This window comes from Shewanella sp. 30m-14 (assembly GCF_052977125.1).
Genome location: NZ_JBRILW010000033.1, coordinates 16098 through 40523 on the forward strand (window position 1 = coordinate 16098; position 24426 = coordinate 40523).

General features: G+C 44.4%; 17 protein-coding genes. 8 read left to right on the forward strand and 9 right to left on the reverse strand.

Features of this window, described 5'->3' with window-relative positions; translation table 11 throughout:
• Positions 1–71: 71 nt before the first annotated feature.
• The 5 genes from ACVBIU_RS18540 (at position 72) to ACVBIU_RS18560 (ending at position 6281) form a co-directional block, all read left to right on the forward strand.
• On the forward strand, positions 72–710 hold the full coding sequence (locus ACVBIU_RS18540) for a hypothetical protein (RefSeq protein WP_447164511.1): 639 nt from the start codon (positions 72–74) through the stop codon (positions 708–710).
• A 59-nt stretch (positions 711–769) separates the two neighbouring features.
• Positions 770–1219 (forward strand): DUF4402 domain-containing protein, encoded by a 450-nt coding sequence (locus ACVBIU_RS18545; RefSeq protein WP_439267859.1) that lies wholly within the window; start codon positions 770–772, stop codon positions 1217–1219.
• A 96-nt stretch (positions 1220–1315) separates the two neighbouring features.
• Positions 1316–2155, forward strand: coding sequence for a fimbrial biogenesis chaperone (locus ACVBIU_RS18550; protein WP_447164512.1), 840 nt, complete (start codon positions 1316–1318; stop codon positions 2153–2155).
• 66 nt (positions 2156–2221) lie between these two features.
• Entirely contained in the window at positions 2222–5353 is a 3132-nt protein-coding gene (locus ACVBIU_RS18555) for an SPOR domain-containing protein (protein WP_447164513.1), read from the forward strand.
• A gap of 64 nt (positions 5354–5417) precedes the next feature.
• Entirely contained in the window at positions 5418–6281 is an 864-nt protein-coding gene (locus ACVBIU_RS18560; protein ID WP_447164514.1) for an SPOR domain-containing protein, read from the forward strand.
• Positions 6282–6371: 90 nt separating this feature from the next.
• On the opposite strand, the gene ACVBIU_RS18565 is transcribed toward ACVBIU_RS18560, so the two are convergent.
• Positions 6372–6632, reverse strand: a complete 261-nt coding sequence (locus ACVBIU_RS18565; protein ID WP_447164515.1) for a DUF5062 family protein — start codon at positions 6630–6632, stop codon at positions 6372–6374.
• Positions 6633–6862: 230 nt separating this feature from the next.
• Between ACVBIU_RS18565 and ACVBIU_RS18570 the strand changes: the two genes are divergently transcribed.
• Complete coding sequence (locus ACVBIU_RS18570) at positions 6863–7741, forward strand: universal stress protein (RefSeq protein WP_447160896.1); 879 nt, start codon at positions 6863–6865, stop codon at positions 7739–7741.
• 85 nt (positions 7742–7826) lie between these two features.
• Here the strand turns inward: ACVBIU_RS18570 and ACVBIU_RS18575 are convergent, their stop codons facing one another.
• The 8 genes from ACVBIU_RS18575 to ACVBIU_RS18610 all read right to left on the reverse strand — a co-directional run bounded on the left by ACVBIU_RS18575 (position 7827) and on the right by ACVBIU_RS18610 (position 17371).
• Positions 7827–8252, reverse strand: a complete 426-nt coding sequence (locus ACVBIU_RS18575; RefSeq protein ID WP_447160897.1) for a nitrate reductase cytochrome c-type subunit — start codon at positions 8250–8252, stop codon at positions 7827–7829.
• Positions 8249–9157 carry a quinol dehydrogenase ferredoxin subunit NapH gene (gene napH, locus ACVBIU_RS18580; RefSeq protein WP_447160898.1) on the reverse strand — a complete coding sequence of 303 codons (909 nt, stop codon included), beginning with the start codon at positions 9155–9157 and terminating at the stop codon, positions 8249–8251. Before napH ends, ACVBIU_RS18575 begins: the two co-directional genes overlap by 4 nt.
• Positions 9154–9888 (reverse strand): ferredoxin-type protein NapG, encoded by a 735-nt coding sequence (napG, locus tag ACVBIU_RS18585; RefSeq protein ID WP_447164516.1) that lies wholly within the window; start codon positions 9886–9888, stop codon positions 9154–9156. The genes napH and napG overlap by 4 nt, the downstream gene beginning before the upstream one ends.
• 57 nt (positions 9889–9945) lie before the next feature.
• A complete protein-coding gene (napA, locus tag ACVBIU_RS18590) occupies positions 9946–12429 on the reverse strand; it encodes a nitrate reductase catalytic subunit NapA (RefSeq protein WP_447160900.1) in 2484 nt (827 codons plus the stop codon).
• The gene (locus ACVBIU_RS18595; protein WP_447160901.1) at positions 12419–12694 is read right to left on the reverse strand and encodes a chaperone NapD; all 276 of its coding nucleotides are present in this window, start codon (positions 12692–12694) and stop codon (positions 12419–12421) included. Before ACVBIU_RS18595 ends, napA begins: the two co-directional genes overlap by 11 nt.
• A 351-nt stretch (positions 12695–13045) precedes the next feature.
• Positions 13046–14152 (reverse strand): lipocalin-like domain-containing protein, encoded by a 1107-nt coding sequence (locus ACVBIU_RS18600; RefSeq protein ID WP_447160902.1) that lies wholly within the window; start codon positions 14150–14152, stop codon positions 13046–13048.
• Positions 14149–16710 (reverse strand): FtsX-like permease family protein, encoded by a 2562-nt coding sequence (locus tag ACVBIU_RS18605; RefSeq protein ID WP_447164517.1) that lies wholly within the window; start codon positions 16708–16710, stop codon positions 14149–14151. The genes ACVBIU_RS18600 and ACVBIU_RS18605 overlap by 4 nt, the downstream gene beginning before the upstream one ends.
• Positions 16703–17371, reverse strand: a complete 669-nt coding sequence (locus tag ACVBIU_RS18610) for an ABC transporter ATP-binding protein (protein ID WP_447164518.1) — start codon at positions 17369–17371, stop codon at positions 16703–16705. Before ACVBIU_RS18610 ends, ACVBIU_RS18605 begins: the two co-directional genes overlap by 8 nt.
• A gap of 455 nt (positions 17372–17826) precedes the next feature.
• On the opposite strand from ACVBIU_RS18610, the gene ACVBIU_RS18615 reads away from it, so the two are divergent.
• Both ACVBIU_RS18615 and ACVBIU_RS18620 read left to right on the forward strand, forming a co-directional pair.
• Positions 17827–23121, forward strand: coding sequence for a PAS domain S-box protein (locus ACVBIU_RS18615; RefSeq protein WP_447164519.1), 5295 nt, complete (start codon positions 17827–17829; stop codon positions 23119–23121).
• A gap of 192 nt (positions 23122–23313) precedes the next feature.
• The gene (locus tag ACVBIU_RS18620) at positions 23314–24333 is read left to right on the forward strand and encodes an HD domain-containing phosphohydrolase (RefSeq protein WP_447164520.1); all 1020 of its coding nucleotides are present in this window, start codon (positions 23314–23316) and stop codon (positions 24331–24333) included.
• The last annotated feature ends 93 nt before the right edge of the window (positions 24334–24426 follow it).

Consider the following 24426-nt stretch of genomic DNA (forward strand, 5'->3'; position numbering starts at 1 on the left):
GGTTTTTATTTGAACAAAGTGAGCCTTGGCGTCATTTATTAAATACAATAATGTGTAAAATGGAGTTTTAAATGAAAAATGTTTCTTTGGTGGCAAAAGCTGTTGGCTTAGCATTAGTTATGGTTGCATCTGCGCCAGTTATGGCTGCTGAAACAGAGAATGCTACAGCTTCTGTTACTGTTAAGAATGCTTTTGAAATGGTTGTGGCTAAGCCATTGAACTTTGGTGAGATCACTGCAGTAGTCGATCTAGCTGTAGCTGATGGCGTTAGTGCCAGCATTACAATGTCGCCAAACCCAACTGAGCAGGCAACAGTGGTTAATGGTGCTGCAAATGCGGCAACCATTAGATCACTAGTACCGGGTGAACCTGGTGAAGTAACAGTTGCAGGTGTTGCACCTTACTCTGAACTGAGTGTGACCTTGCCGGAAGCGGCTGATAAGACTAACGTTGTTGCGGCTTCTGCACCTCCAGGATCACCTAAGTTTGTGTTAAGCGCTATTACGGCATTTATTACTTCAGGCGATAATGATGGCACGCTTTATGTTCATGATACAAATAAGTTGACTGCAGACGGTCAAGGAAATGCAAGTTTTAACTTTGGTGGCACGTTAACGACAGATGTGAATGTCGCTGGCACCAACGTAGTTGATAGACAGTATCAAGATGGTGAGTTTACCGGCACTTTTCCAATTACTGTTAGCTACTAAGTTAAAATAGACTTAGGTGGCGAAACATATGTTTAGCCACCTTACATAAAAGGCTAACTTTGAAATCTATTTTATTTTTGGTTTTAACAACGGTCATTTTTGACGTAAGTGCAGATGTGTATTTTGAGCAGCCGCTATCGTTTGGCACCATAGTGATACGTGATAACAGCATTCAAAGTAGTGTGGTAGTGCCTACCTATGGCCATAGCACTTCTTCAGGGCAGCTGCTGATCATTAAGCCCGGGCAAGCAGCTGAAATGGTCATTACTGATTACCCACCTTATGTAGAGCTTTCAATTACTCCAATGTTGCCTGTTATAACCACTGTTGCATCAGGAGATACTGAACAATTCACCTTAAGTGAGATCTATATTGAGCCGAATATTCGTACAGATAGTGCTGGTATGGCTATCACTCAAATGGGTGGCAAGTTGATGACCTCAGGTAATGGTAAGCATTATTTGAATACTTCTTACCAAGCCGTTTTTTATTTAGATATTAGTTATTAAATCCATCAGCAAACCAAGAGTTTGTATCGTGGGCTTAACAGGGCTTTGGTATGCCACCAAAGCGAATTTGCGTTTTTACTGGTTTGAGTTTTTTCTATGTTTAAGAGTTTATTTAAGGCTGCTCTTGTTGTGTCAGCGTGTATGTTGTCACTTATCAATTCTGCTCAAGCCAGCTTACTGGTCTCGCCGATCCGCGTGGCTTTTGAGGGGCGAGAACGGGCCCATGAAATTGTGCTAATAAATAGCAGTTCAGAGATCAAAACATATCGTCTGCAATGGCAAGAAAAATTAGCGGTTTCTAATGGTGGTTATAAAGAGCTAACAGCAGAAGAGGCAATTGGCTATCCATCAGCTAGCAAAATGCTGCGCTTTAGTCCGAGGCAGGTGACTTTGAAGCCTAATGAGCGTCAGATTGTTAGGTTGGGTCTAAGGCGCCCTAAAGATCTTGCTGATGGAGAGTATCGTTCGCATTTAAAGCTAGAAGCATTGCCCCCTAAACGAGCTAAAAAGTCAGATGGTGAAATGTCGATTAATTTGGACGTTTTGCTAAGTTACAGCCTGCCAGTAATCGTTAGGCAAGGGAAAGCTAACCCTAAAGTTGAGATTACGGCAAAAGAATTGCGCTTTGATCAACATAGTGGCAAAACCGTATTGAACGTTAATTTAACTCGAACGGGTGAATATTCTACTGCCGGGAATTTAGTTGCGTATTGGCTAGATGAACAAGGGACTGAGCAAGTTGTTGCGCGCTTAAATAACGTCAATATATATCCAGAGGTCAATCAAGCTACTAAGTCTATGGCTTGGATTGCCAAGGATTTCACCCCGTCTAACGGCCAGTTGCGTATTGTTTATGAAGGGCAGCAAGAATTTAATGGCCAGGTTTTTGCGGAGAAAGAGTTTGCTGTAACTGCAGAAGCATTTACTAACAACTAGCTATTTTTGTGGTGGATGTTGACCAGAGTTGGTGAATACTTTGTTGTTCGGATTTAAGGGAAAGTAGTGCGCTATCGTCTAAGTTACGCATTACTTTTATCTCTGCTTTTCAGCTATGCAGGCTCCGCAAGTGCGCAGCCTGCTTTTACTGCTTTTATATCGTCTCAACAGGCCTTACCTGTAGCTATTCAATCAGAGCAAAATTTTCAGCTTGCAAGTTTAAATAATGCCGACGTTGCGCGCACTTTAGCGAGGCTGAAGCAAAGTTACAGCTTGTCACTGCAGGAGCTACAATCCCAAGCTGCAGTTTTAGCATCTACAACTGATGACACTAGTGTAAACGTAGAACTCTCCGGCGAGCAGTTGGGTATTCCCGAAGGGGAGGAGTTACTGCTATCTCTTTATGTCGATAATCATTATTTGTCAGATGTGTTTGCTATCAAAAGTAAGCAGAATGCGCAATTTAGTTTAATGGGGCTATTTGAGTTAATTGATTTTCCAATTGAAGTGGACTTTGACAATCGCATAGTTAAAGGCTGGTATTTAGATGAGACTCGTCAATTTTTAATGCGCCTACCTGAAGCGGGGGAGGAAGTCGTTAATGTCTCGGTTAACCAGCAGGATTTCAAATTAGAACCTAGTCATTACACCCTTATGGCTGATGATATTTATATTGCTGGCGATGAGATTGAACAGTGGTTTGGTATCACTTTTGACTATAGCTTTTCAGATTTAAAGGTAGAAATTAGCAGCTCCTCGCCGTTACCTGTACAACAAAGGTTAGCGCGAAAAAAACGGCAACTAAATCAAGCTGTAAGTCGCAATAGAGAGGCTGTATTGCCTTGGAAAGAATCTAATTATCAAGCGATATCTTCTCCTTTAGTCGATGTGCAGGTTAACGCTGCAGTGACAGAACACAACAATTATCAAAGTTACTCGATAATTGGCGGTCATGATTTCGCATTCTTAAGTAGTGAGTTTTATGCCAGCGGCAATAGTCACGATGCATTGACGGACTTACGTTTAACCTTATCAAAAGAATCGGCTGCGGGGGACTTGCTTGGCCCATTAAAGGCGACAGAATTTAGATTGGGTGATATTACTCCTGTGAGCGTTGGAGTTGATGGCACGCTCGGTCAAAGTCGAGGTGTTTCAATAACTAATGATAAAACTGGTGTATCAGCCAACAATAGAACCATCAATCTAAGTGGTGATATTCAACCTGGCTGGGATATAGAGCTATATCAAAACGGTTTACTGATCAGGCAGGCGCTTAGTTTGCAAAATGGTCGCTATGAGTTTAACGACATCGAATTACTGTATGGTGATAACCAATTTGAGATGATCGCTTATGGCCCGCAAGGACAGGTTAAAACCGAAACTAAACAAGTTTATGTTGATAGTAATAAGCTCAAAGCTAACGAGAGCAGCTATAGTGTTTCGCTTGCTGAAATTGGTAAAGGTTTATCTGGTATCTCTAGTACACCTGACGATAATGAAACGGGTTGGGTGCTAAGCTCGACCTATGAGCGCGGTTTAACTGATTGGGCATCGATTAATTTAGGTGTGCAAGAGCAGTTATCAGAGCAGGGCACTTCTGTCGATACTTATGCCATTGGTGGTAATTTTAATCTGTTTGAACGTTTTCTTATTGATGCTGATTATCAAATTAAAGGCCATCAAGACAGCACATTTGCTGTTTCAGGGCGAACCCAAATCGGTAACCAATCCTTAAGCTTGCGTTATAAGGCATCAGAAAAGACCTTAGAAGATTTAAGTCAGCAACAACACACTGAATATAATTTTGACCACAGTGGTTACATTTTTCAAGGCTCTCCTTATCGTTTAAATTATCGGAATCATTGGCGACAAACTCAAACGAGTAAGGGCGCTAAGTACGACGAGTTCGGTAACCTATTAGCGTTGAATACTCGCTGGGCGAACATTAATAACCAATTAACTTGGTATACAGGGCATTCTTCTAATGACGCATCTTTAGATGACTCGCTTACAGGCCAATTACAGCTACAAAAGAGTTTTGGTTGGGCTTTTAGCAGAGTGAAACTAGATTATTTTATTCAGCCAGAAGCTGAAATTTCTAGATTTTCTACTGAGCTATCTATCCCAATTACTACTCACCTACAGTCTGAACTTGAGCTTGATTACTATCCTATAACGGATCTGTTAAGTAGCAGTGCTAGCTTAAGTTGGCAGCACAATGCTTTCAGTCTTAATTCTACTGTTTCTTATGATAATACTGGCGACTGGTCATTAGGCTTGTATGGCCGTTTTAGCTTTGGCTATGAGCCAGATACTGAACAAGTGTTTATGTCGTCACGTAGCTTATCTGGGGCTGGAGCGCTGATGGTACGAGTATTCGAAGATGACAACCTTAATGGTCGGTTTGACGCGGGTGAAGCGGTTATCGAAGGGGCAAGAGTCAAAGGTGTGCAGCAATACCGTTACGGCACCAGCAATAAAGATGGTGTGGCAATCTTAACCTCTATGTCTAGCCAGAAAAAAACCGATATTGTGCTTGATCAAAAAAGCCTAGGCGATCCTTTCCTAATTCCCTCTATTCCAGGGGTGTCAATCACCCCAAGACGTGGGCATATACAGACCTTAGATTTTCCGGTAGTCAACGCAGCAGAAGTTGAAGGCACAGTTTATGTACGTGAAGCTGATGGTTCTGAATCTATTGCGCCTTATGCCACGGTAAACTTAGTGAATAGTGCTGGTGATATCGTGGCGACCACAGAAACCGAATTTGATGGTTATTACCTGTTTACCGATTTAATTCCTGGTGATTATCAGCTGTCTATTGATGCCAATTACCTTGAACGCAAGAAGTTACGTGGTGAGTCTAAAATGGCGATCACTCTGCAAAATAATGGTGATGTGATGAATGGCGCTGATTTTACTTTTGCAGAGATCATGATGACCAAAGGTTATGTGATGAATCTCGGTAAATTTAATTCCCTTGCTATGCTCAAAACATATTGGCAGTTAGTTAAACATAATTATGATGATGCCATGAGCCAGCAAGTGTTTTATATCGAAGATAAAGTCGCAAAGCGCTACGCGTTAAATGTGGCTTTTTTTGCACATAGGCAACAGGCACAAAATGGCTGTAAACAGATTAGTCAGCAAGGTTTGAAGTGCAATGTCGAGCCTTTTGAATTTGAGTTTGAATCCTAATCAGTCGATAAGAATAGATTAGAACGATATTTTGTCTGCAACAGTTTTTGGAAATGAATCTAAAATGAGAGTGTTAAATCGTCACGTGAGCCAGTTACAAACGGCGTTATTGCTAGCAAGCATGAGCTTATTGGGCTGCGCAGCTCAGCCTGATGCAAACCTTGAGCAGCAGCGTATTGAGGAACAAAAGCAGCTTAAAGATAAAATTGAGCTGTTAGAGGTTGAGCTCGCTGAGTGGCATAAAATGAAGGCTGGCTTGTCGCGACTCATTGTTATCGAAGGCGACTTAAAGTTACTTGTCGAACAGCTCACCATGCTTGCTGGCAGCACGCAGACGCCAGCAACACCAAAGTCAACAGCTTCAGCTAATTCCAAAGCGGCTGCGGATAAACACGTTGCCGCTGCTAATACAAAAGAGAGTCGCCCGCATAGTACTGACATTAGAAGTACTGAAGCGGCTAAGCAATCAGCCGCACCAGTGAGTGAATTGAAAACCGCTGAGTCGATTGAACCCACAGTCAAGGTGCCTAAATCTCTAGCGTTAAGAGGTTACGCATCAGCTTATCTTGGCGCGCCTGAACAACCTATTGAAAATAATGCAAAGGTTCTCCAGTATGAAAAGAAGGCTCAGGTTTCCGCCAAAACCTCAGGGGGAAAAGGTGATTATGCTTTGCAGTTATCATCGGTGGATAAGTTTTCTCGCATAGAGCCAACTTGGTTTGAGTTGCAAAGCCGCTTTAGTGCGCAATTAGGGCATTACGTTCCAAAGTACGAGCGAGTGTTAGTTAAAGGAAAGACATATTACCGTATCAAAGTAGGCCAGTTTACGCAGCACCAACAGGCACTCTCGACTTGCAAAAGAATGCAGAAAAGCGGATTAGAATGCATTGTTGCCACAAGCAAAGGGATTAACCTTTATAGCAGCTAGCTAAATAGCTAAAGGGATAGTGAGTTGCTTTGGCTAATGAATATTATATTTTTATAAGCTCATTAGCCTTCTCTTTTAGCCGTGGTTTATTTAGTTAAGCAGTTCATGATCGGCTGGCAATTGACGACTGATCCATAATACTAATTTGTGCTTCATATTGGGGCCATCTTCTTTATCTTTTGATAATGCTTGGATCAGATTATCTTGCACCAGTAATCGATAGATACATTCAACTTTGTCTTTGGGAGAGATCCCTTGACCAAAATCGGCAAAGCCTCTTTTCTTGGCATAGCCAACACCAATTTCTAACGCGAGTTTGAGTAGCTGTGCATCGTGCTTACCTGACTTCATAGTAATGCTCTTTTTTCAATTGATGTAGCTATAACGTTACCTGAAATAAGGCCGAAGGCAATAGTTATCTTTCAGATTCTTATAGGTAAAACGCGACTAACTTTGATGTTTTATTTTTATTTATCATCGCCTTTTACCATTTGACCTAGGTCATCAATCATTCAGTTTTCACGGCATTAACAATTAAATTTGTCTAAGCTAATACTAGGTTGTTGTAACCGGAGATAGCGATGGACAAAGTATTTATTATTTCCCAAAGAGAAGAGGCCCATGTCAACGCAATATCGGCGGGGATAGAACTTGCTAGAGTGCTAGGAAAGCGTGCTGAGGTATTTGCCTATAGTTTTGAATACTTTGGTAATGCTGAGTATTACAATCCCAAGTTTGTTGCCGTGGCACAAAAACATGTGATGAAGCAGCGCATGGCGAAAGTTGAGCAAGAGTTAGAGTGTATCGATGCCGCAGACACGCCAGCCCATAGTGTGTGGAGTAAAGATCTGTCAGAACATGCATGTCATCACTCTAAGCGACATGGTTTCGATTTAATGGTTAAAGGAGTGCATCACGTTGATCATTATCTTCCATTGGACTGGAGTCTTATTCGTCATACCCGAATACCATTAATGCTGTTAACGGATAATCCGCTACAGAACAATAATACTGTGATGATGGCGTTAGATCTTGGTAGTAGCAAAACGATAAAGAAACAATTAAATCATGCCGTTATTCGCCAGGCTGTTGCTTTGGCTGAGGCCACAAGCTGCGAGCTACATCTTGCATTTGTTATTCGATTGCCGCAGGTGATCCACGATATGGAAATTGTCGACATCCATGGAATGATAAGAAAAGCTCGGGAAACACATCAAGAATTGTTTGATGAGCTCAATATTGACCCTAAATGTATCCATATTACTGTGGGTGAACCGGATCTGTGTATTTATCAATTAGCCTGTAAGCATAAGGTGCGTTATTTAGTGCTTGGCGCGGTTCAGCGTCAGGGCGTTTATGCTTATGTGGTGGGAAATATGGCAGAATCAATACTCAACCGTATTCGCAGTAATGTACTTATCGTGCCTGCGCGTGAAGGTGTTTTGCAACCTCTAACGTAAAGCTCACATAAAAAAACCACCTAGGTTAAGGTGGTTTTTAAATGCGATATACCAATGAGTATTAGCCGTGAAAACAGCTCAGTACTTACTGAGTTGAAAACTCGTTTTCAACTAAGTGCTGCTTGTTTTCTGCTTGTGGCGTATGACACTGAGTACAGTTGTAATATTCGTTGTTTAGTTTGCCATCAGCTAACATATGCGATGGGTCCACTGCAGTCGCTTTCATACGTTTAGCTTTAGCAGGGCTGTGACAACTGATACATCCATTTCTCTTTAGCGTGATTGGATAATCTGCCTTGTGTGGGATCATCGGCGGCTGGTGTACAAAAGTACGCTCGATAGATTTTCCACGCTTTGGATAAAGCGGCGCTGGGTCGGCGGCTCGAATATCTGTGATCTCAGACTTACCAAGTGAGCTGATGTTTACCGGCTCTGCTTGAGTGTTCGCTTGCTGACCAGTGCAAGCACTAAGCGCCATCACTAGCGCAGCTAAGGTGAGTAGTTTTTTCATTGGGTGTTCTCCGCCTTTAGGGCAATTCGATTTTGATATTTTCGATTTTTAAACTGGAAAACGCGTTGAGCACAAACATCGATACATCGGCCACATTGAGTGCAATCACTGCTGATTATCATAGGTTGTTTTCCTTTAAGTGCAGGTTTTAAGACCTGTCTTTCAGGGCATACAACAAAGCAATCCATACAGTTGTCACACGCTTTTGCATTGACGGCAGATACCTTTACCGGACTGACTTTGCCGAGTAGGCCAAAGAGTGCACCTGTTGGGCACAAGTGTCCGCACCATGCTCTTTCACTGATAAATAGATCCAGTAAGAAGATAGCTGCTAAGATCCATAAACCGCTGCCAGCGCTAAACAATGCGGCGCGATACAAAATAGGTACAGGGTTAACCCATTCCCATACTGTAAGGCCTGTAAGGACTGGCAGAACGAGCACAAGTGCTAGCAGATAGTAACGTAAGTTTCTAGGCATCTGCGTTGTACGCGGCAAGTTCAGTTTGCGTCGTAACCAGCTTGCAAGATCTGTCACTATGTTCACGGGACAGACCCAGCTGCAAAATACTCGCCCGCCTAGCACTGCATAAAACAAAGCAATAATGGCGGCACCGAGTATGAGGCTAAGCTCGGGTAGATGCCCTGTCAGCAACACCTGCAAGGTGGTAAGTGGATCAGATAAAGGCACCACACCTAAGGCTTCACTGGTAGAGAGGTTGCCTTTAAGCAACCACAATCCTAATAAAGGTGCTAACAAAGGACTAATGGCAAACAGTGCAAAGACACTGACTTGGCTTAGGCGGCGAAGAAATAGGAATTTGTGGGCACGCCACCATCCTAGCTCTTTAATTGCCGCCTTCGCAAAACCATGTGTTGTCGGTTTTTGCTTTAGTGGTTGGCTCATAATGCAAGCCCCTTGTTTAACATCTCAAGTGTGGTGGATTCGGTATTGATATATGTATCGTGTGCTGCCGTTTTACCTAAAGCAACATGAGTCGGTAACACTTTGATCGCAGCTTGCTCTAGCACGCAAGCATGTTCGCATTTACCGCAGCCTGTACAGCTATCGCTGTTGACTGTAGGTAAAAACATGGCGTGATGACCACTACGGGCATTGTGTTGCATATTAAGGGTGATAGCGTCATCAATTAGCGGGCAAACCCGGTAACAAACATCGCAACGTAGCCCTTTAAAGTTCAGGCAATTTTTCTCATCGATAAGTACCGCAATTCCCATTTTAGCGTCTTCAATATCCGTTAAATTGTGATCAAGCGAACCCGAAGGGCAGGCCTTAACACAGGGGATATCTTCACACATCTCACAGGGTATTTTGCGCGCAGTAAAGTAAGGCGTGCCCGTTGGCGCACCCTCAAACCAGCGAGCGAGTTTGAGGGTGTCGTAAGGGCAAGCTTCTACACATAAACCACAACGCACACAGGCCGAGAGAAAATCATCTTCACTTAATGCTCCTGGCGGTCTAATCGCGAAGGGGTCTAATTGAGTTGATTGTTTTGCAACTGCCGTTAATCCCATTCCTAGTAAGCTCATCGCACAGCCTGCTTTTGCCGATGTGGCTAAAAACTGACGGCGATTAACGCCTTTTGCTTTGAACTTACTTTGATTGACCGTACTCATTTGCTGCCTTTTCTCCGCTTTGCTCAAGCGATTAAGTTAAATTTGTTTGTGAAAGACTTACGCTTTCATCACTTTAACTGGACACTTCTTGAAGTCTGTCTCTTTTGACAGCGGATCCGTCGCATCAAGTATTAACTTGTTGACCAGCTGGCGCGCATCGAAGAATGGCATAAATGCCACGCCTCTTGGTGGTTTGTTGCGGCCTTTAGTTTCAACACGGGTTTTCACTTCACCACGAGGTGAAGCCACAATCACTTCATCACCACGCTTTAGACCACGTGCTTTAGCATCCTCAGGATGCATAAAGATTTGTGCATCTGGGTAGGCGCGATAAAGCTCTGGCACGCGAGCTGTCATCGAACCTGTGTGCCAATGCTCAAGTACACGGCCGGTTGATAACCAGATATCATATTCTTCGTTTGGTTCCTCTGCTGCAGGCTCAAAGGGGAGGGCGAAAATAACCGCTTTACCGTCTGGCTTACCGTAGAAGTTAAAGCCTTCGCCAGCCTTAACATAAGGATCGCTACCTTCAACGAAACGGCGTAGGGTTTCTTTGCCATTCACCACGGGCCAACGTGCACCACGGTTTTCATGATAAGTATCAAAGTCCGCTAAGTCGTGTGCATGGCCGCGACCAAACTGGGCATATTCTTCAAATAGTCCTTTTTGTACGTAGAAACCAAATGCATCAGACTCATCATTTAGCTCAGATTTACATTCAGAAGCAGGGAACTTGTCCACAACGCCGTTAGCATAAAGTACGTCGTAAAGTGTCTTGTCAGCGTACTCAGGCTTCTTAGCAATCAGCTCAGCGGGCCATACTTCAGATACTTTAAAGCGCTTTGAAAACTCCATTAGCTGCCACAAGTCAGATTTTGCGCCTTCAGGTGCTTTAACTTGCTGGTGCCACATGTGAGTACGACGTTCAGCATTACCATAAGCGCCTTCTTTTTCTACCCACATTGCCGTTGGTAGAATCAAGTCCGCCGCCATAGCTGTAACCGTCGGATAGGGGTCAGACACGACAATGAAGTTTTCAGGATTACGGAAACCAGGGTACATTTCATCGTTAATGTTTGGACCGGCTTGCATGTTATTGGTACACATAGTCCAGTAACAGTTCAGCTTGCCATCTTTAAGCATACGGCTTTGCAATACAGCGTGGAAACCAGGCTTTGGCGGAATAGTGCCCTCTGGTAATTGCCACAGTTTTTCAGCTATTTCACGGTGTTTAGGGTTTGCTACCACCATATCGGCAGGTAAACGGTGTGCAAACGTACCCACTTCACGCGCAGTACCACAAGCAGACGGTTGGCCTGTTAGTGAGAACGGACTGTTACCCGGCGTTGAAATTTTTCCGGTTAGCAAGTGAATGTTGTACAGCATATTGTTCGCCCAAACACCACGTGTGTGCTGGTTGATCCCCATGGTCCACAAACTCATCATTTTCACGTTTGGATCGGCGTACGCTTTAGCCATAAGCTCTAGCTTTTCTGGTTCTACACCACTCATTTGGGCTGCGTATTCAAGCGTGTAGGTGCTCACAAACTTGGCGTACTCATCAAAGCTGATTGGCGCAAACTTACCATTACCTGGGTTTTTCGCTTTTTGCTCTAATGGATGCTCTGGACGAAGACCGTAACCGATATCCGTTGTACCTAGAGCAAACTTAGTGTGCTTATTAACGAAGTCTTTGTTTACCGCATCGTTTTGAATGATGTAGTTAGCAATATAGTTAAGAATAACTAGGTCAGACTGTGGACGGAAAACCATGGCGTTATCGGCTAAATCGAAGCTACGATTTTCGTAAGTTGATAATACGTGTACGCGACTTGTTGGGCTGCTCAGACGACGATCTGATAGGCGAGCCCACAAGATTGGGTGCATTTCAGCCATGTTGGCGCCCCAAAGCACAAACTGATCAGCAGCTTCTAAGTCATCATAACAACCCATAGGCTCATCAATACCAAATGTACGCATAAAGCCAACAACCGCAGATGCCATACAGTGACGGGCATTAGGGTCGATGTTGTTAGTTAAGAAACCCGCTTTGTGTAGTTTAGAGGCAGCATAACCTTCCCAAACTGTCCATTGGCCAGAACCAAACATACCAATAGCGGTAGGCCCTTTGGTGTTAAGGGTGTGCTTCCACTTCTCAGCCATGATATCAAACGCGCTATCCCAGCTGATTGGTGTGAATTCGCCTTCTTTATCATATTGACCATCTGTCATGCGCAAAAGCGGTGTAGTAAGGCGATCTTTGCCGTACATGATCTTAGAAAGGAAGTAGCCTTTAATACAGTTAAGGCCTTTGTTCACAGGGCTTTCTGGATCACCTTTAGTGGCAACGACTTTGCCATTATCTGTACCCACGAGAACGCTACAACCCACGCCACAAAAACGGCAAGGTGCTTTGTCCCACTTGATGCTATCTTTTTGCTCTGCAGCTTCAACTATCTTAACTGGCAGAGTCGCACCGACGGCTGTTGCAGCTGCAACGGCGGCGTTGGCTTTTAGAAACTCGCGACGGCTAATGCTCATGGTGTTCCTCACTCTTCTCTTCAACTGGATCGACTTGGTGATAAATCAAACTGCTATTAATAACGCCTTCTAAGGCGTTTATTGCTTCAACGCTATCGAGGATGGCACGCTGGGTCTCACCTTCAACGGTGACCACAAACTTGCCTTCGTCAGTAACGGCATGTATTTCGGTGCCTGTTAGAGCAGATATTTTGCTCTTAATCTCTGTCACAGCATGGGGCGCGGCATGCACCACTAGACTGGTAATATGAAATTCTTGGCTCATCTTGTTACCTTTTATAATGGGGTAAATAACGCTGTTCTTTAAGTAGTGCAGTTGCTATCTACCAAGGTTGATATCGAGTCTAGACCTCATAGATTTTGTGGGTATACCTCACAAGGGGTATTGAGGTTTTTTGTCGACAAAGATCAACTTTTTGATGGTGATCTAGTTCGCAAATTTACCATTAAACACTATAGGCTTGTTTGAATTTCATCCATACGAAATGTTAGCTTGCGCTACATTAAAAACTCAAAATATTCAGAATCTTGGTTAATGATAATCGTTCTTGTTTGGCGGGGCGGGAATGACAGTTTGTAAGCCGTGTACTTGCCCAATAAAGGCAAAGATTAGTGGTTAATATCCAGTGAGTTCCATATAGCCCAAGCCATTGTGGCTACCCGATATTTTGATCGGGCCTTCCCAGTAAGGGATAGACAGTGGCATGCTTGAGTCGCTATTGAGCGCTTGAGTGTTAAGCTTGATGTTTTCCGAGGGGATCGCTATCTGCCAAGTGACAGGGTAGCGCCCTGACGGGGTTTGCTGCCATGCGGTTGCAGTCATTGATATTTGATCTGTGCTGATGTTATGACCCCTGCCGTCAGAGTACATACGTCTGCCACTATAAAAGTGCTGTTTGTCACCACTGTTATCCCTTAGCTGAAATAACATTAATGCAGAGCCATCATCTAGCTTTAAGGCGAACCAATCCCAGCCCTGCTGAGTTTTTGATAAAAACTGCGAACTCCATTCTCTATCAAGCCAGGCATCACCCGAAACATGAGTGGTTTTACCATCTTGCTCGATAGTGCCTGTGACCTTGATAAAAGGTTGACTATAGTAGTAGCTAGCAACAGTGCCGCTGGCATTTTTACGACTATAGCCTCGCTCGCCTTGCAGTTGAAAAGGCGACTGACTATCTAGGGTTAATTGATAATTAAAGTCAGCAGTGACTACCGACAGTATTGCAGGAAACAGTTGCTCGTTGTCGCTGCGCCATTGCCAACCATCTTGTTGAATAATCAAGGGCGAGGTTTGTGTGCCGGCAAAGTATTGATTACCCCTTGACCACTTTTCTTCGGTTAGATGTAGTTGCTTACTGGTGAGTGCAGTGTGCGACATATATAACTGCTGAGTCTGCCAAGCTGATTGAGTGGCTTTGTTATTGCTGGTTTCATTTTCATCAACACTGGGTGGAGCAAGCGCGATACGAAACTGTGTCCATTGCAGGCCAAGTTCTTCACCTGTGTCTGTTTTTAGATTCGCGGTTAAATACCACCATTCCTGGCGAAAATCATCATGTGCTTGATGGTCCGCCGGAAACGTGAGTGCTACGCCGGGCAACACTGGCGCATAACCTTGAGTATTACCATCTAATAGCTGTCCCATACCGGGTGTACTGCCTGGCTCTGAGTCACAACCGCAGAGTGAAAACAGAAGGAGTAAATAACAGAACAGTTTCATAGTGCTTCCTGTTGTAAGCTGCTAATGAGTGGTTTTCTGGTCTGCCAAAATAGCGGCAATATTACTGCAATCGCACTGGCAATCATGGCGATAACAAGCACTCTAAAGTAGGCCTGCCAGTCCCAAACCATGGCAATACTCCAGCCAAAGGCCTGTAAAGTGACTTTGTTAATCAGTAAATAGCCGAGTAATGCGCCAGTTGGCAGAGCAAGTAAGCAGGTAAATAGTACGATAAGCAGCATTTGGCCACAGACTAAAGTACGTAACTGATAGCGGCTCACTCCAAGGGAGTAAAGCCGCGCTAAGGGCGCTTGCCTTGCTTGAGTTAACATTAGGCAAGCGCTGAAAAGGCCAATTGCCGCGACCACTAAGGTCAAGCTATTGAGTACCAAAGTGATAGAAAAAGTGCGTTTAAAGATCTCAAGTGCGCGCTGCTTTATTTTAGTTTGGTTATACATCTGTGCGGGTGACAGTGGCACCTTTGTTTGCAGTATCAATTCAAGTTCAGTGATATTGTTAGCATAGCTAGCTGCAATGCTGGTGGGCTGTGTGGGGAGCTTGAGCTGCTGCCAAGTATGTTGACTTACAATGACCTGACCCAATGGATTACCGTAATCATAGAAGATGGCACCAATGGACAAGGGGGCAAGCGATACCTTGTCAAACTCAGGTAGACTGATTTTATCACCCACATTAAGTTGGTATTTGATTGCCATCGGCTCACTGATCATGAGGTTATTACCACTGAAAAAGTGCTGCCAATGATGATCCGATTGCGCTTTTATCTGGTTGCTGTTTCTGAGTGAATGCGCATCGCGGGTCATTAGGCTGACAGGGGCCTTTTGATAATGGCTATTATGGATCCACTGGCCATATATTGCGGTAACCTTAGGTAGCTCGGCTAATAACGCTTGTGTTTGGGTCACTTTATCGCTGGGTGGGCGGATATACAGGTCGGCATACAGTCTGTCGTCGAGCCAGTGTTTTAAGGTGATTTCAAAACTGCCGACTAAGGTATTCATCGAAATGTTGGCGGTTAACGCCAGTAGCATGGCCATCATCGCCAGCGACAGTGGCGCAATAAGCTCTTTACTTTCAGCCACGGCATACTGCCACAGGCCGTTACGTGTAATACGCTCCACCACCGATAGCCCCATTTGCAGCGCCAGCGGCAATAGCAGTGGTATGGCAATGGTTACTACGCCTAATAATATCAGGCTATGTTGATAATCTTGGGTAAACGGAAACAAAACCGCGCTAATCAAGAGTAGAGAGATCGCGATAAAAAATAGCTTTCTTTGCTGCCTCTTAGCATGACCTTGCTGTTCATAGCGGCTCGCACTACGTGCTAAAGGTTGTTTCGCTAAGGTGGTAAACAGTGGGAAACAAGCAAGCAGGGCGGCAAAGAAAGTCAACCCAACGGCTTGATATAGCCAGCTCCACTGCCAAAGCCCAGGCATCAGCCTTGCGCCATAAAGCTGCTCGAGTGTGAGTGCAATCATAGGTTGTAACCAGTGACTTAACTGCAAGCCAAGAATAAATCCAGCAAGCGAACCGAGCAGCACTAAACTGAACAGCTCGATGAGTAATGCAACCAGTAATGCCCGTTGTGGCACGCCTTGCTGCTGTAATTGCACTAACAGCCTTTGTCGCTTGAGCAGGCTATAGCGCACGCCGTTATAGGCGATAAAGAGTCCGACGACAAATGCCAATAAGCTCATGGCGGTGAGATTTAAGTGAAAACTACGGGTTAAACTGGTGAGGCCTTCACCGTCATCTTGTACGGCAAAATCAAAATGCTCACTCGTCTGCTCATTAAAGGCTTGCTTGACCTGCTCGGTAAGCGTGTCGGCTTGACCAAATAGGGCGATATAGCTTAATTGACCGGGTCGATTGAGTAGCTGCTGTGCAAGAGAGATATCCATTAAAATGGCGTTGCCGAGACCTAGGCTATCATCGAGTGAAATAACATTAAGCGTTTTGCCGTTAAGCTGTATTTCCCCCTTGGGAGCAACGTTGTCGGCAAAGCTTTTACTCATCAAAATATACGGCGCAGCAGATAACAACTTTGCTAAAGGAAGGTTGGCTGATAATAGCGAGCGGTGGCTTTTATCTGGGCTGCTTATCGCCGTGCTTGAGGTGTGATTCTTGTTTTTACTCTGACTCTGAATTGATAAGGCGGCGACTAAATCACTCGCTTGTATATCCCAACGTCTGCCTTGCTCATCGGTGACGGTATCGTTTATTACCGCTAAGGCTTGATTTATACCTGCTTGTTTTAAAGTAAAATAAACTGACTCATCAATTGATTTTTTGCCTGTGATTGGCGTGAGTAATAACTGCGCCCTTTGGCTTAGTAGCTCCGTCGCTTCAGAGTAACTGCGCACTGCGTTTTCATTGGTGGCTCTAACACCAATAAGCAGGGTTACCGCCAGGATAATACCGAGTAAAATAGCCCCCGCTTGCAGAGGCGATTTTAAGTAGTGACGAGCAAACACGCCCAGACTTAAGCGTATCGTTAGGCCAAAACCTGAACCGTTATTTGAGCCGCTACTCATGGATTTGCCCTTGCTCTAGGTGCCAGCGCCTTTTCATAAAAGCGGCGCATTCATTGCTGTGAGTCACCATTAAAATACTGGTTTGTGACTCCTCGGCGAGTTGGGTGAGGAGCGCCATAACTTGCTGACCGGCTTTCTCATCGAGGTTACCTGTCGGTTCGTCGGCCAATAATAGCTGCGGCTTATGAGCGAGTGCGCGCGCAATAGCGACCCGTTGTTGCTGGCCGCCTGAGAGGGTTTCTACATGTCTGTTTTTTACGTCATCAAGCCCAAGCTGGGTAATTAAGTAATCACACCATGGGCTCCATTTCTGTTGGTTCAAGCGCAGTGAAAAAGCGATATTGTCACGAACATTGAGCGGGGTTAGCAGATTAAATTGCTGGAAAACAACACCGAGGTGTTGGCGTCGAAATTGGCTCCACTGTTTATCTTGCCAGAGGGTGGTGTCATTTGAGTTGAGAAACAATTGGCCTTGCTTGATAAATTCAAAACCGCCAATGATGTTGAGTAAGGTACTTTTACCACTTCCGCTAGGACCTGTCAGTGCGACTGTGTCGGCGACATTGAGCGTTAAGTTAATATCGGCTAATACCTGATGATATTTATCACCATCAGTAAAGCCCTTAGATACGTGGTTCAGGCTGACAATTTCTGTACTCATGACTTCCCCTGTTACAAGAACTACTTTCTCTAGCCATAATCAATTTAACATGTTTCATGTGTCATGTTTAATCTTCCCTAGTGATTACGCATTTTGTTATTACGTATTGGTATCTTAATAGGATCGTATCCTTACTGACTTATTTGTTTTTCGGCTCGTAGATAGCAATATTGACTGCAGAATGGACTAAAAACCGACACTGCATTGCTCAATAAATAAACTGGCTTTGTGTTGAATGCTGATGCTTGAGGTGATTTAATGAAGTCGTTATTTCAAGTTCATCATAGAGTTAGTGCCTAATAAGAAGTAAATGGGTCTCTTTTATTCGGTGCAAAGTCACAGCCTTGCCTACACTGTGTTTGAGTGTTTTTGCTAAAGAGCGTGACAGGCCTTTCTAGCAAGATAGTATGGCCGCTCTTTGTTGTAAGCCAATAAAACGTTAACCACTGTGGATTATGGATATGAGCAGACTTCGTTCTTTTCGTAGTAGAATTTTATCGCAAATAGCGCTGCCTCTTATCGCTATTATGACGGTGGTCTTTAGTATTAATGCTTGGCTGAATTATCAAGATGAAGAGCAAGATATCTATGAGCAGCTTGGCCAAAAAGCGCAGAGCGCTGCCCTGCATTTAGAGTATTTCTTAGAAACCGCAGAAACCGATACGCGCTCTATTGCCGATTTTTTGTCTGAAGCGGATGACGATGACTTATACGCTGATGAAATGACGCTTAAACAGCTGCTAACCCGTCGCCTTGATAGGCATGCCGATTTCTACGGCAGTGCCATCGCGTTTAGCAAATTCGCTATTGATAACCGCGAACTGTTTGCACCTTACGCCTATCGAGAAAATGGCAAAGTTTTGACCTTAGACATTGGCGCCGATAGCTACGATTATACCAACGGTGAGTGGGACTGGTGGAGTAAAGCCATCAATGATATCAATGGTTATTGGTCGCAACCTTATGTGGATGAAGGGGCGGGTAATGTGTTGATGGTGAGCTTTTCTCAACCCTTTGGTGAACAGCCCCCTTTCTTGGGCGTCGTGACGGTTGATTTAGCGCTAAATGAAATTCCTAATATGGTTGGGATCTCGCCCAAACGTATCGTTGTTATAGATGAAAAAGGTCAACTTATTTATCATCATAATCAGGGATTGTTGCTGCAAAGAGGTGCAGATAAATGGCTGGCTAAAACAGCTGATAACCAAGGGTTTATCGATTTAGTTAACCGAGGTAGTGCAGGTTATTCCTATATAGAAGACAGCTTAGGAGAACGATATCTAGCCAGCGTTGGGGTGGTACCTACGTTGAATTGGCGGGTGGTGATTATGACCGCTGAAAGTCATCTCCATAACGAGTTTCTTCGTGACTTTACCTCTTTAAGTCTCAACTTATTGTTACTGTCAATTTTGCTGTTATTAACGGGCTATATAACCTCTCGGCGCTTAACTCGGCCTATTGAAGAGTTAGAAGCGGGGATTGTTGCCTTCGGTGCGGGAAAAACCAAACGGATAAAAAAACCCCACGGAGCCGCCAGTGAAATCGCGACCTTAACCAATAAATTTAATGATATGGCTGAGGTGTTAGAAGAGCGTGAAGAAGCGCTGCTTGATTCTCGCGGTAATCGTTTTGCTAAGTTGATTGATGGTATGAGTGATAAGTCATTTTATTGCTCGGTTGACCCAAGTGGTCAGATAGATCAGGTGAGCGAAGGGGTCGAGAAAGTCTTAGGTGTCTCAGCTGAACTACTCAAACGTAAATATCAGCGTATGTTCTCCGACAATCCCATAAACGAAGTTAATTGGCAGTATATGGACCGAGCATTGCTCGGTGAAAATGTACCGCCACACCAGATAGAGATGATTGATGCTTCGGGTAAATTACGTCATTTAGATGTATTTATGCAGCCGTTATTATCTGACCAAAAAGTGCTGCTTTCGATTGAGATATTATTTAACGATGTCACTGAGCAGTTTTCTGCCGCGGCATGGTCGAATGCGGTACTCGAATCTGCACCAGAGGCGATGCTTATTGTGGATGAGTCGGGCAAGCTGGTGTTTACCAATAGCCGCTGCCAATTGCTATTTGGTTACAGTGAGCAGCAGATGCTGGCGATGTCAGTAGATGAATTGGTGCCAGAGGCAATCCGCGCCAATCATGCCGATTTCCGTTCTCAGTTTGTCGCCGAAGGACGCGACCGAAAAATGGGCTTTGACTCATCCTCTATCTTGATGGCAGTGAAAGCAGATGGGAGTGAGTTTCCGGTTGAAATAAGCCTAGGTTTACTCCCCGTAGATGCCGATGGCAAGCGTCAAATCGCGGCGTCAGTGAGAGATATGACGGTCGAACTTGAAGTCGCTCAGCGTATAAAAGACAGCGAAAATCGCTTTAGAGGTTTAGTCACTAATATTCCTGGCGCTGTTTATCGCACGCGTATTGGTGAGTTATGGGTGATGGAGTATGTCAGCGAAAACATCATCGATATTACCGGGTTTCCTGCATCGGATTTTATTGAGAATGCGACTCGTAGCTTTGTCAGCTTGATTGTTGAACAGGATTTGGCATCCACCAGTCAAACGATAGAAGATGCGCTATTAGCGCATAAAAGTTTTGAAGTGCAATATCGCATAAAACATCGCGATGGCAGTATCCATTGGGTGCATGAAAAAGGTAACGCGATATATGGCGATGATGGGCATGTGCTGTGGTTCGATGGCAGCATCAACGACATTACCAGCAGTAAATTAGCCCAAGAAGAAATTGCCCAATCCCAGCAACAACTTGAGACGATTACCGAGTCTATCCCTAGTACGGTTTACCAGTTACATTGGTGTAGCAATACCGAACGTAAATTTACTTTCCTATCTAACGCATGCATAGCCACCTTAGGTCTTCATCGCGATGAAGTGCTCAATAACTTTGATCAAGTTGCAGAGCGCATCATCAGTGAAGATCATTTACGCATTATTGAGGCATTGGCGGGTAAAAGTAGTAAGGGTTTACGCTGGACCGAAGAGTTTAGGTATCGTCATCCCATCGGTGATATTCGCTGGCTACAGGCTGGTGCTCACGGCAGTGTACTCGCCGATGGTTGCATTACCTGGAATGGCTATTTAATGGATATTACCGATCGTAAGAAAATCGATAAAGAGCTCGAGGATCGCGAAGCTCACTTTAGGGCATTATTTGATAATGCTGGGATCGGCATTGTCAATGTTGATGAACGCGGGAGCATACTCGACTGTAACGAGCAATTTAGTCAATACATGCAAGTGGCGACGTCTGAGCTCAAAGGACGTTCTTTCTTTGACTATCAATACAGCGAAGATCGTGATGATGCCAAGGCCTTGTTCCGGGAGCTTACTGAAAATGGTAATGACAGCATTACCACCGAAGTGAGATTACTAAACGATTCTGGCGAGTTAATGTGGATGGATCTCACTTTGACCCGATTACAAGATAAACAGGGCGAGTCAAAGTCAGTCGTGCTATCGATGGCTGATATTACTTCGCTTAAGCAGCTATCGGTTGAGCTGCAGCAGGCTAAGGACAGTGCTGATGCAGCCAGTAAGGCTAAGAGCGACTTTTTGGCGAATATGTCCCATGAAATTCGCACTCCGATGAACGCCATTATCGGCATGTCCCAGCTTTGCTTACAAACCCATCTTGATAAAAAACAGCTGAACTATGTCGAGAAAATAGATCGAGCCTCTCAATCTTTACTTGGCATTATCAATGATATTTTGGATTTCTCTAAAATTGAAGCCGGAAAACTGGATATCGAATCCGTACCCTTTCAGCTCGATACCATGCTCGAAGATCTCAGTGACATGTTCTCAGCGAAAGCGGCAGACAAGCAGCTAGAGTTATTGTTTGCGGTTGCTCCCAACATTCCTAGGCATTTAGAAGGTGATCCGCTGCGTTTAAGCCAGGTGCTGATTAACTTAATGAATAACGCCATTAAGTTCACTGAGCAGGGTGAAATTCTGCTGTCTATTAGCCAGCTCGCACAGGCTGACGACGACATATTACTCAAGTTTAGTGTGCGTGATAGTGGCATCGGGCTGACAGAAGAGCAGCGCAATAAACTGTTTAAATCATTTAGTCAGGCCGACACGTCAACCACACGTAAGTATGGCGGCACAGGGTTAGGCTTGGCCATTAGTAAACAGCTGGTGGAATTGATGGGCGGCGAAATTGGCGTCGATAGCCAGTTTGGAAACGGCAGTACTTTCCACTTTACAGTGCGCTTAAATATTGCGGATAAAAAACTACTCAAAGTCAGTCAAGAAGTCGAAGGCATGCGGATCTTAGTTGCTGATGATAATGCAACTGCGCGAGATATTTTACGCTCAACCTTAGAGAGCATGGGCTTTGAAGTCGACACGGTTAGAAGTGGTTTGGAAGCGGTAGAGCGCTGCAAGAATCAAGACTACCCGGTGGCATTAATCGACTGGTTAATGCCAGAGATGAACGGTGTAGAGGCGGCGACTAAAATCATATCTGAAAACAGTAATCCGCCTAAAGTGTTACTGGTTTCTGCCCACGCTAATGAGGCGTTCATCGAGCAGATAGAGCAAAGTGATATTGCAGGTTATATCACTAAGCCTATCAGTGCTTCGCGTTTGCTCGACGGTATCATGCTATCGCTAGGCAAGAATGGCGCCATGCCAGTTAGGCGCAAGGGCTGTGATGTTAATCAGCAGTTGCTGGCACAATTGCAGGGTAAGCGCATCTTATTGGTTGAAGATAATGAGATGAATCAGGAGGTGGCAACAGAGTTTCTTGAGCAAGTCGGAGTGGTGTTATCGATTGCAGAAAATGGTCAAGTTGCCCTAGACAAACTCGCTCTACATACCTTTGATTTGGTGTTGATGGATTGCCAAATGCCAGTCATGGATGGTTATCAAGCCACTCAAGAACTCAGAAAAATCCCACAACTTGCCAACTTACCTGTGATTGCCATGACCGCAAATGCAATGGCTGGGGATCGTGAGATGTGCCTGCGCGCCGGTATGAATGATCATATTGCCAAACCGATTGAGGTGTCGCTGCTTTACACCACTTTGCTTGAATATTTGGGCGAGGGTAACAGTGAATTTACCCCTGCCGATTTTACAGCAAGAGTTGTAGACGACGCGGTGCTGTTTTGGCCACAGCATCAAGCATTAGATATCGATAAAGGCCTCCAGCTGGTGCAGAATTCGGTGCGCTTATATCGCAGGATTTTTGAGCGCTTTTATCATGGTCAAATCCATACGGCTGAACAAATAGATCTCGCCTTAAGCCAGGGAAAAAGCAATGATGCGATTCGATATGCGCATACGTTAAAAGGGGTTGCTGGTAATTTGTGTTCGCCCCAACTTGTAGAGCTTGCTAAGCAAATAGAATCCAAGTTACTCGACTCAACGACTGCAGATATTAACGCTGAATTAGTAGAACTTGGCGAACTTATCGACTCGATTTGTAACGCCATTGCAAAATGGTTATCACGCCTTGAGCAAGATGATGTAAAGCTGCCAGAAAAGAGTAAGACCTTATTGTCTGAAGCAGAGTTGGCAACTGCAGTGCGTGAGTTATTAACTATGCTAGAAGAGGCGGATTCAGACGCCGTGGATAAAATGACTGATATTCGCGAGCAGGTTTCGGAGCCGGTGTGGCAAAAAATGAGCCCAGCGGTAAACATGGTCAACAGTTACCAATTTGATGAGGCCGCGGAGCTTATTGAAGCACTGTTTAGCACTGAATAATGCTCCTTTGACGGGATAACCGTTTAGCACTGAATAATGCTCCTTTGACGGGATAACCGTTTAGCACTGAATAATGCTTCTTTGACGGGATAACCGTTTAGCACTCAATAATGCCCTTTGACGGGGTAACAGTTTAGCAAATAGATTGATAAATACGCCTCTTCAATGAGCACTAAAAGGAGAACGGGTTTAATGGATAAAGCCACCATTTTAGTAGTGGATGATACCCCTGAGAATATTGATATTTTGGTGGGGATCCTAGGCGGAGATTATAAAGTGAAGGTGGCCATTGATGGCCCTAAAGCGTTGGCTTTAGCGGCTAAAACCACACCGGATCTTATTCTTCTTGATGTGATGATGCCGGGAATGAATGGCTATGAGGTGTGTAAACGGCTTAAGCAAGATCCATTAACCTGCCATATCCCAGTGATATTTGTGACCGCTCTCGCCGATGTTTCCGACGAAACTCAAGGGTTTGAGCTAGGCGCAGTTGATTACATCACTAAACCTGTTAGTGCACCCGTTGTGAAAGCGAGGGTAAAAACTCATTTAACCTTGTATGATCAAAAACGTCTGCTCGAACAAGAAGTGAAAGTGCGTACAAAAGAGTTAGAAGAGACTCGTTTTGAAATCATTCGTCGCCTTGGCCGGGCTGCAGAATATAAAGATAATGAAACTGGCCTGCATGTTATAAGAATGAGTCATTATGCTCGATTGTTGGCGATAGAGTCTGACCTGCCCGATAAGTATTGCGAACTTATTTATAACGCAGCACCTATGCATGATATCGGTAAAATAGGCACGCCTGATTCTATTCTAAAAAAGCCTGGAAAACTGGATGAGGATGAATGGGTTGAGATGCAGCGCCACGCCGAAATTGGAGCTGAAATCATTGGTGATCACAATGACCCCCTGCTAGAAATGGCCCGTCGAATAGCATTAACGCATCACGAAAAGTGGGATGGTAGCGGTTATCCTAATGGATTAGTGGGAGAAGAGATCCCGATAGAAGGTCGCATTGTAGCAATCGCGGATGTGTTTGATGCATTAACTTCTATCCGCCCCTATAAAAAAGCATGGAGTGTGGAAGAAACGGTTGCACTCATTGAGAGCGAGGCGGGTAAACAGTTTGATCCTGAGTTGGTGGAACACTTTAAACAGATAATTGATGAGGCAATTAAGATCCGTGATGCCCACAACGAAAGTGAGTAGCATTGAGCCTATGGTAAAGATTGCTGAGCATTAAATATAAAAGGCGCATAACGCGCCTTTTTTCGGTCTATTTGTTACTGCCTACACTGATAA

Coding starts and splice junctions, on each gene's coding strand:
- napH (WP_447160898.1), bottom strand. CDS start 9,157: ATGAGCCAACCACTAAAGCAAAAACCGACAACACATGGTTTTGCGAAG.
- ACVBIU_RS18610 (WP_447164518.1), bottom strand. CDS start 17,371: ATGAGTACAGAAATTGTCAGCCTGAACCACGTATCTAAGGGCTTTACT.
- ACVBIU_RS18620 (WP_447164520.1), top strand. CDS start 23,314: ATGGATAAAGCCACCATTTTAGTAGTGGATGATACCCCTGAGAATATT.
- ACVBIU_RS18550 (WP_447164512.1), top strand. CDS start 1,316: ATGTTTAAGAGTTTATTTAAGGCTGCTCTTGTTGTGTCAGCGTGTATG.
- ACVBIU_RS18570 (WP_447160896.1), top strand. CDS start 6,863: ATGGACAAAGTATTTATTATTTCCCAAAGAGAAGAGGCCCATGTCAAC.
- ACVBIU_RS18615 (WP_447164519.1), top strand. CDS start 17,827: ATGGATATGAGCAGACTTCGTTCTTTTCGTAGTAGAATTTTATCGCAA.
- ACVBIU_RS18540 (WP_447164511.1), top strand. CDS start 72: ATGAAAAATGTTTCTTTGGTGGCAAAAGCTGTTGGCTTAGCATTAGTT.
- ACVBIU_RS18560 (WP_447164514.1), top strand. CDS start 5,418: ATGAGAGTGTTAAATCGTCACGTGAGCCAGTTACAAACGGCGTTATTG.
- napA (WP_447160900.1), bottom strand. CDS start 12,429: ATGAGCATTAGCCGTCGCGAGTTTCTAAAAGCCAACGCCGCCGTTGCA.
- ACVBIU_RS18605 (WP_447164517.1), bottom strand. CDS start 16,710: ATGAGTAGCGGCTCAAATAACGGTTCAGGTTTTGGCCTAACGATACGC.
- napG (WP_447164516.1), bottom strand. CDS start 9,888: ATGAGTACGGTCAATCAAAGTAAGTTCAAAGCAAAAGGCGTTAATCGC.
- ACVBIU_RS18565 (WP_447164515.1), bottom strand. CDS start 6,632: ATGAAGTCAGGTAAGCACGATGCACAGCTACTCAAACTCGCGTTAGAA.
- ACVBIU_RS18600 (WP_447160902.1), bottom strand. CDS start 14,152: ATGAAACTGTTCTGTTATTTACTCCTTCTGTTTTCACTCTGCGGTTGT.
- ACVBIU_RS18575 (WP_447160897.1), bottom strand. CDS start 8,252: ATGAAAAAACTACTCACCTTAGCTGCGCTAGTGATGGCGCTTAGTGCT.
- ACVBIU_RS18595 (WP_447160901.1), bottom strand. CDS start 12,694: ATGAGCCAAGAATTTCATATTACCAGTCTAGTGGTGCATGCCGCGCCC.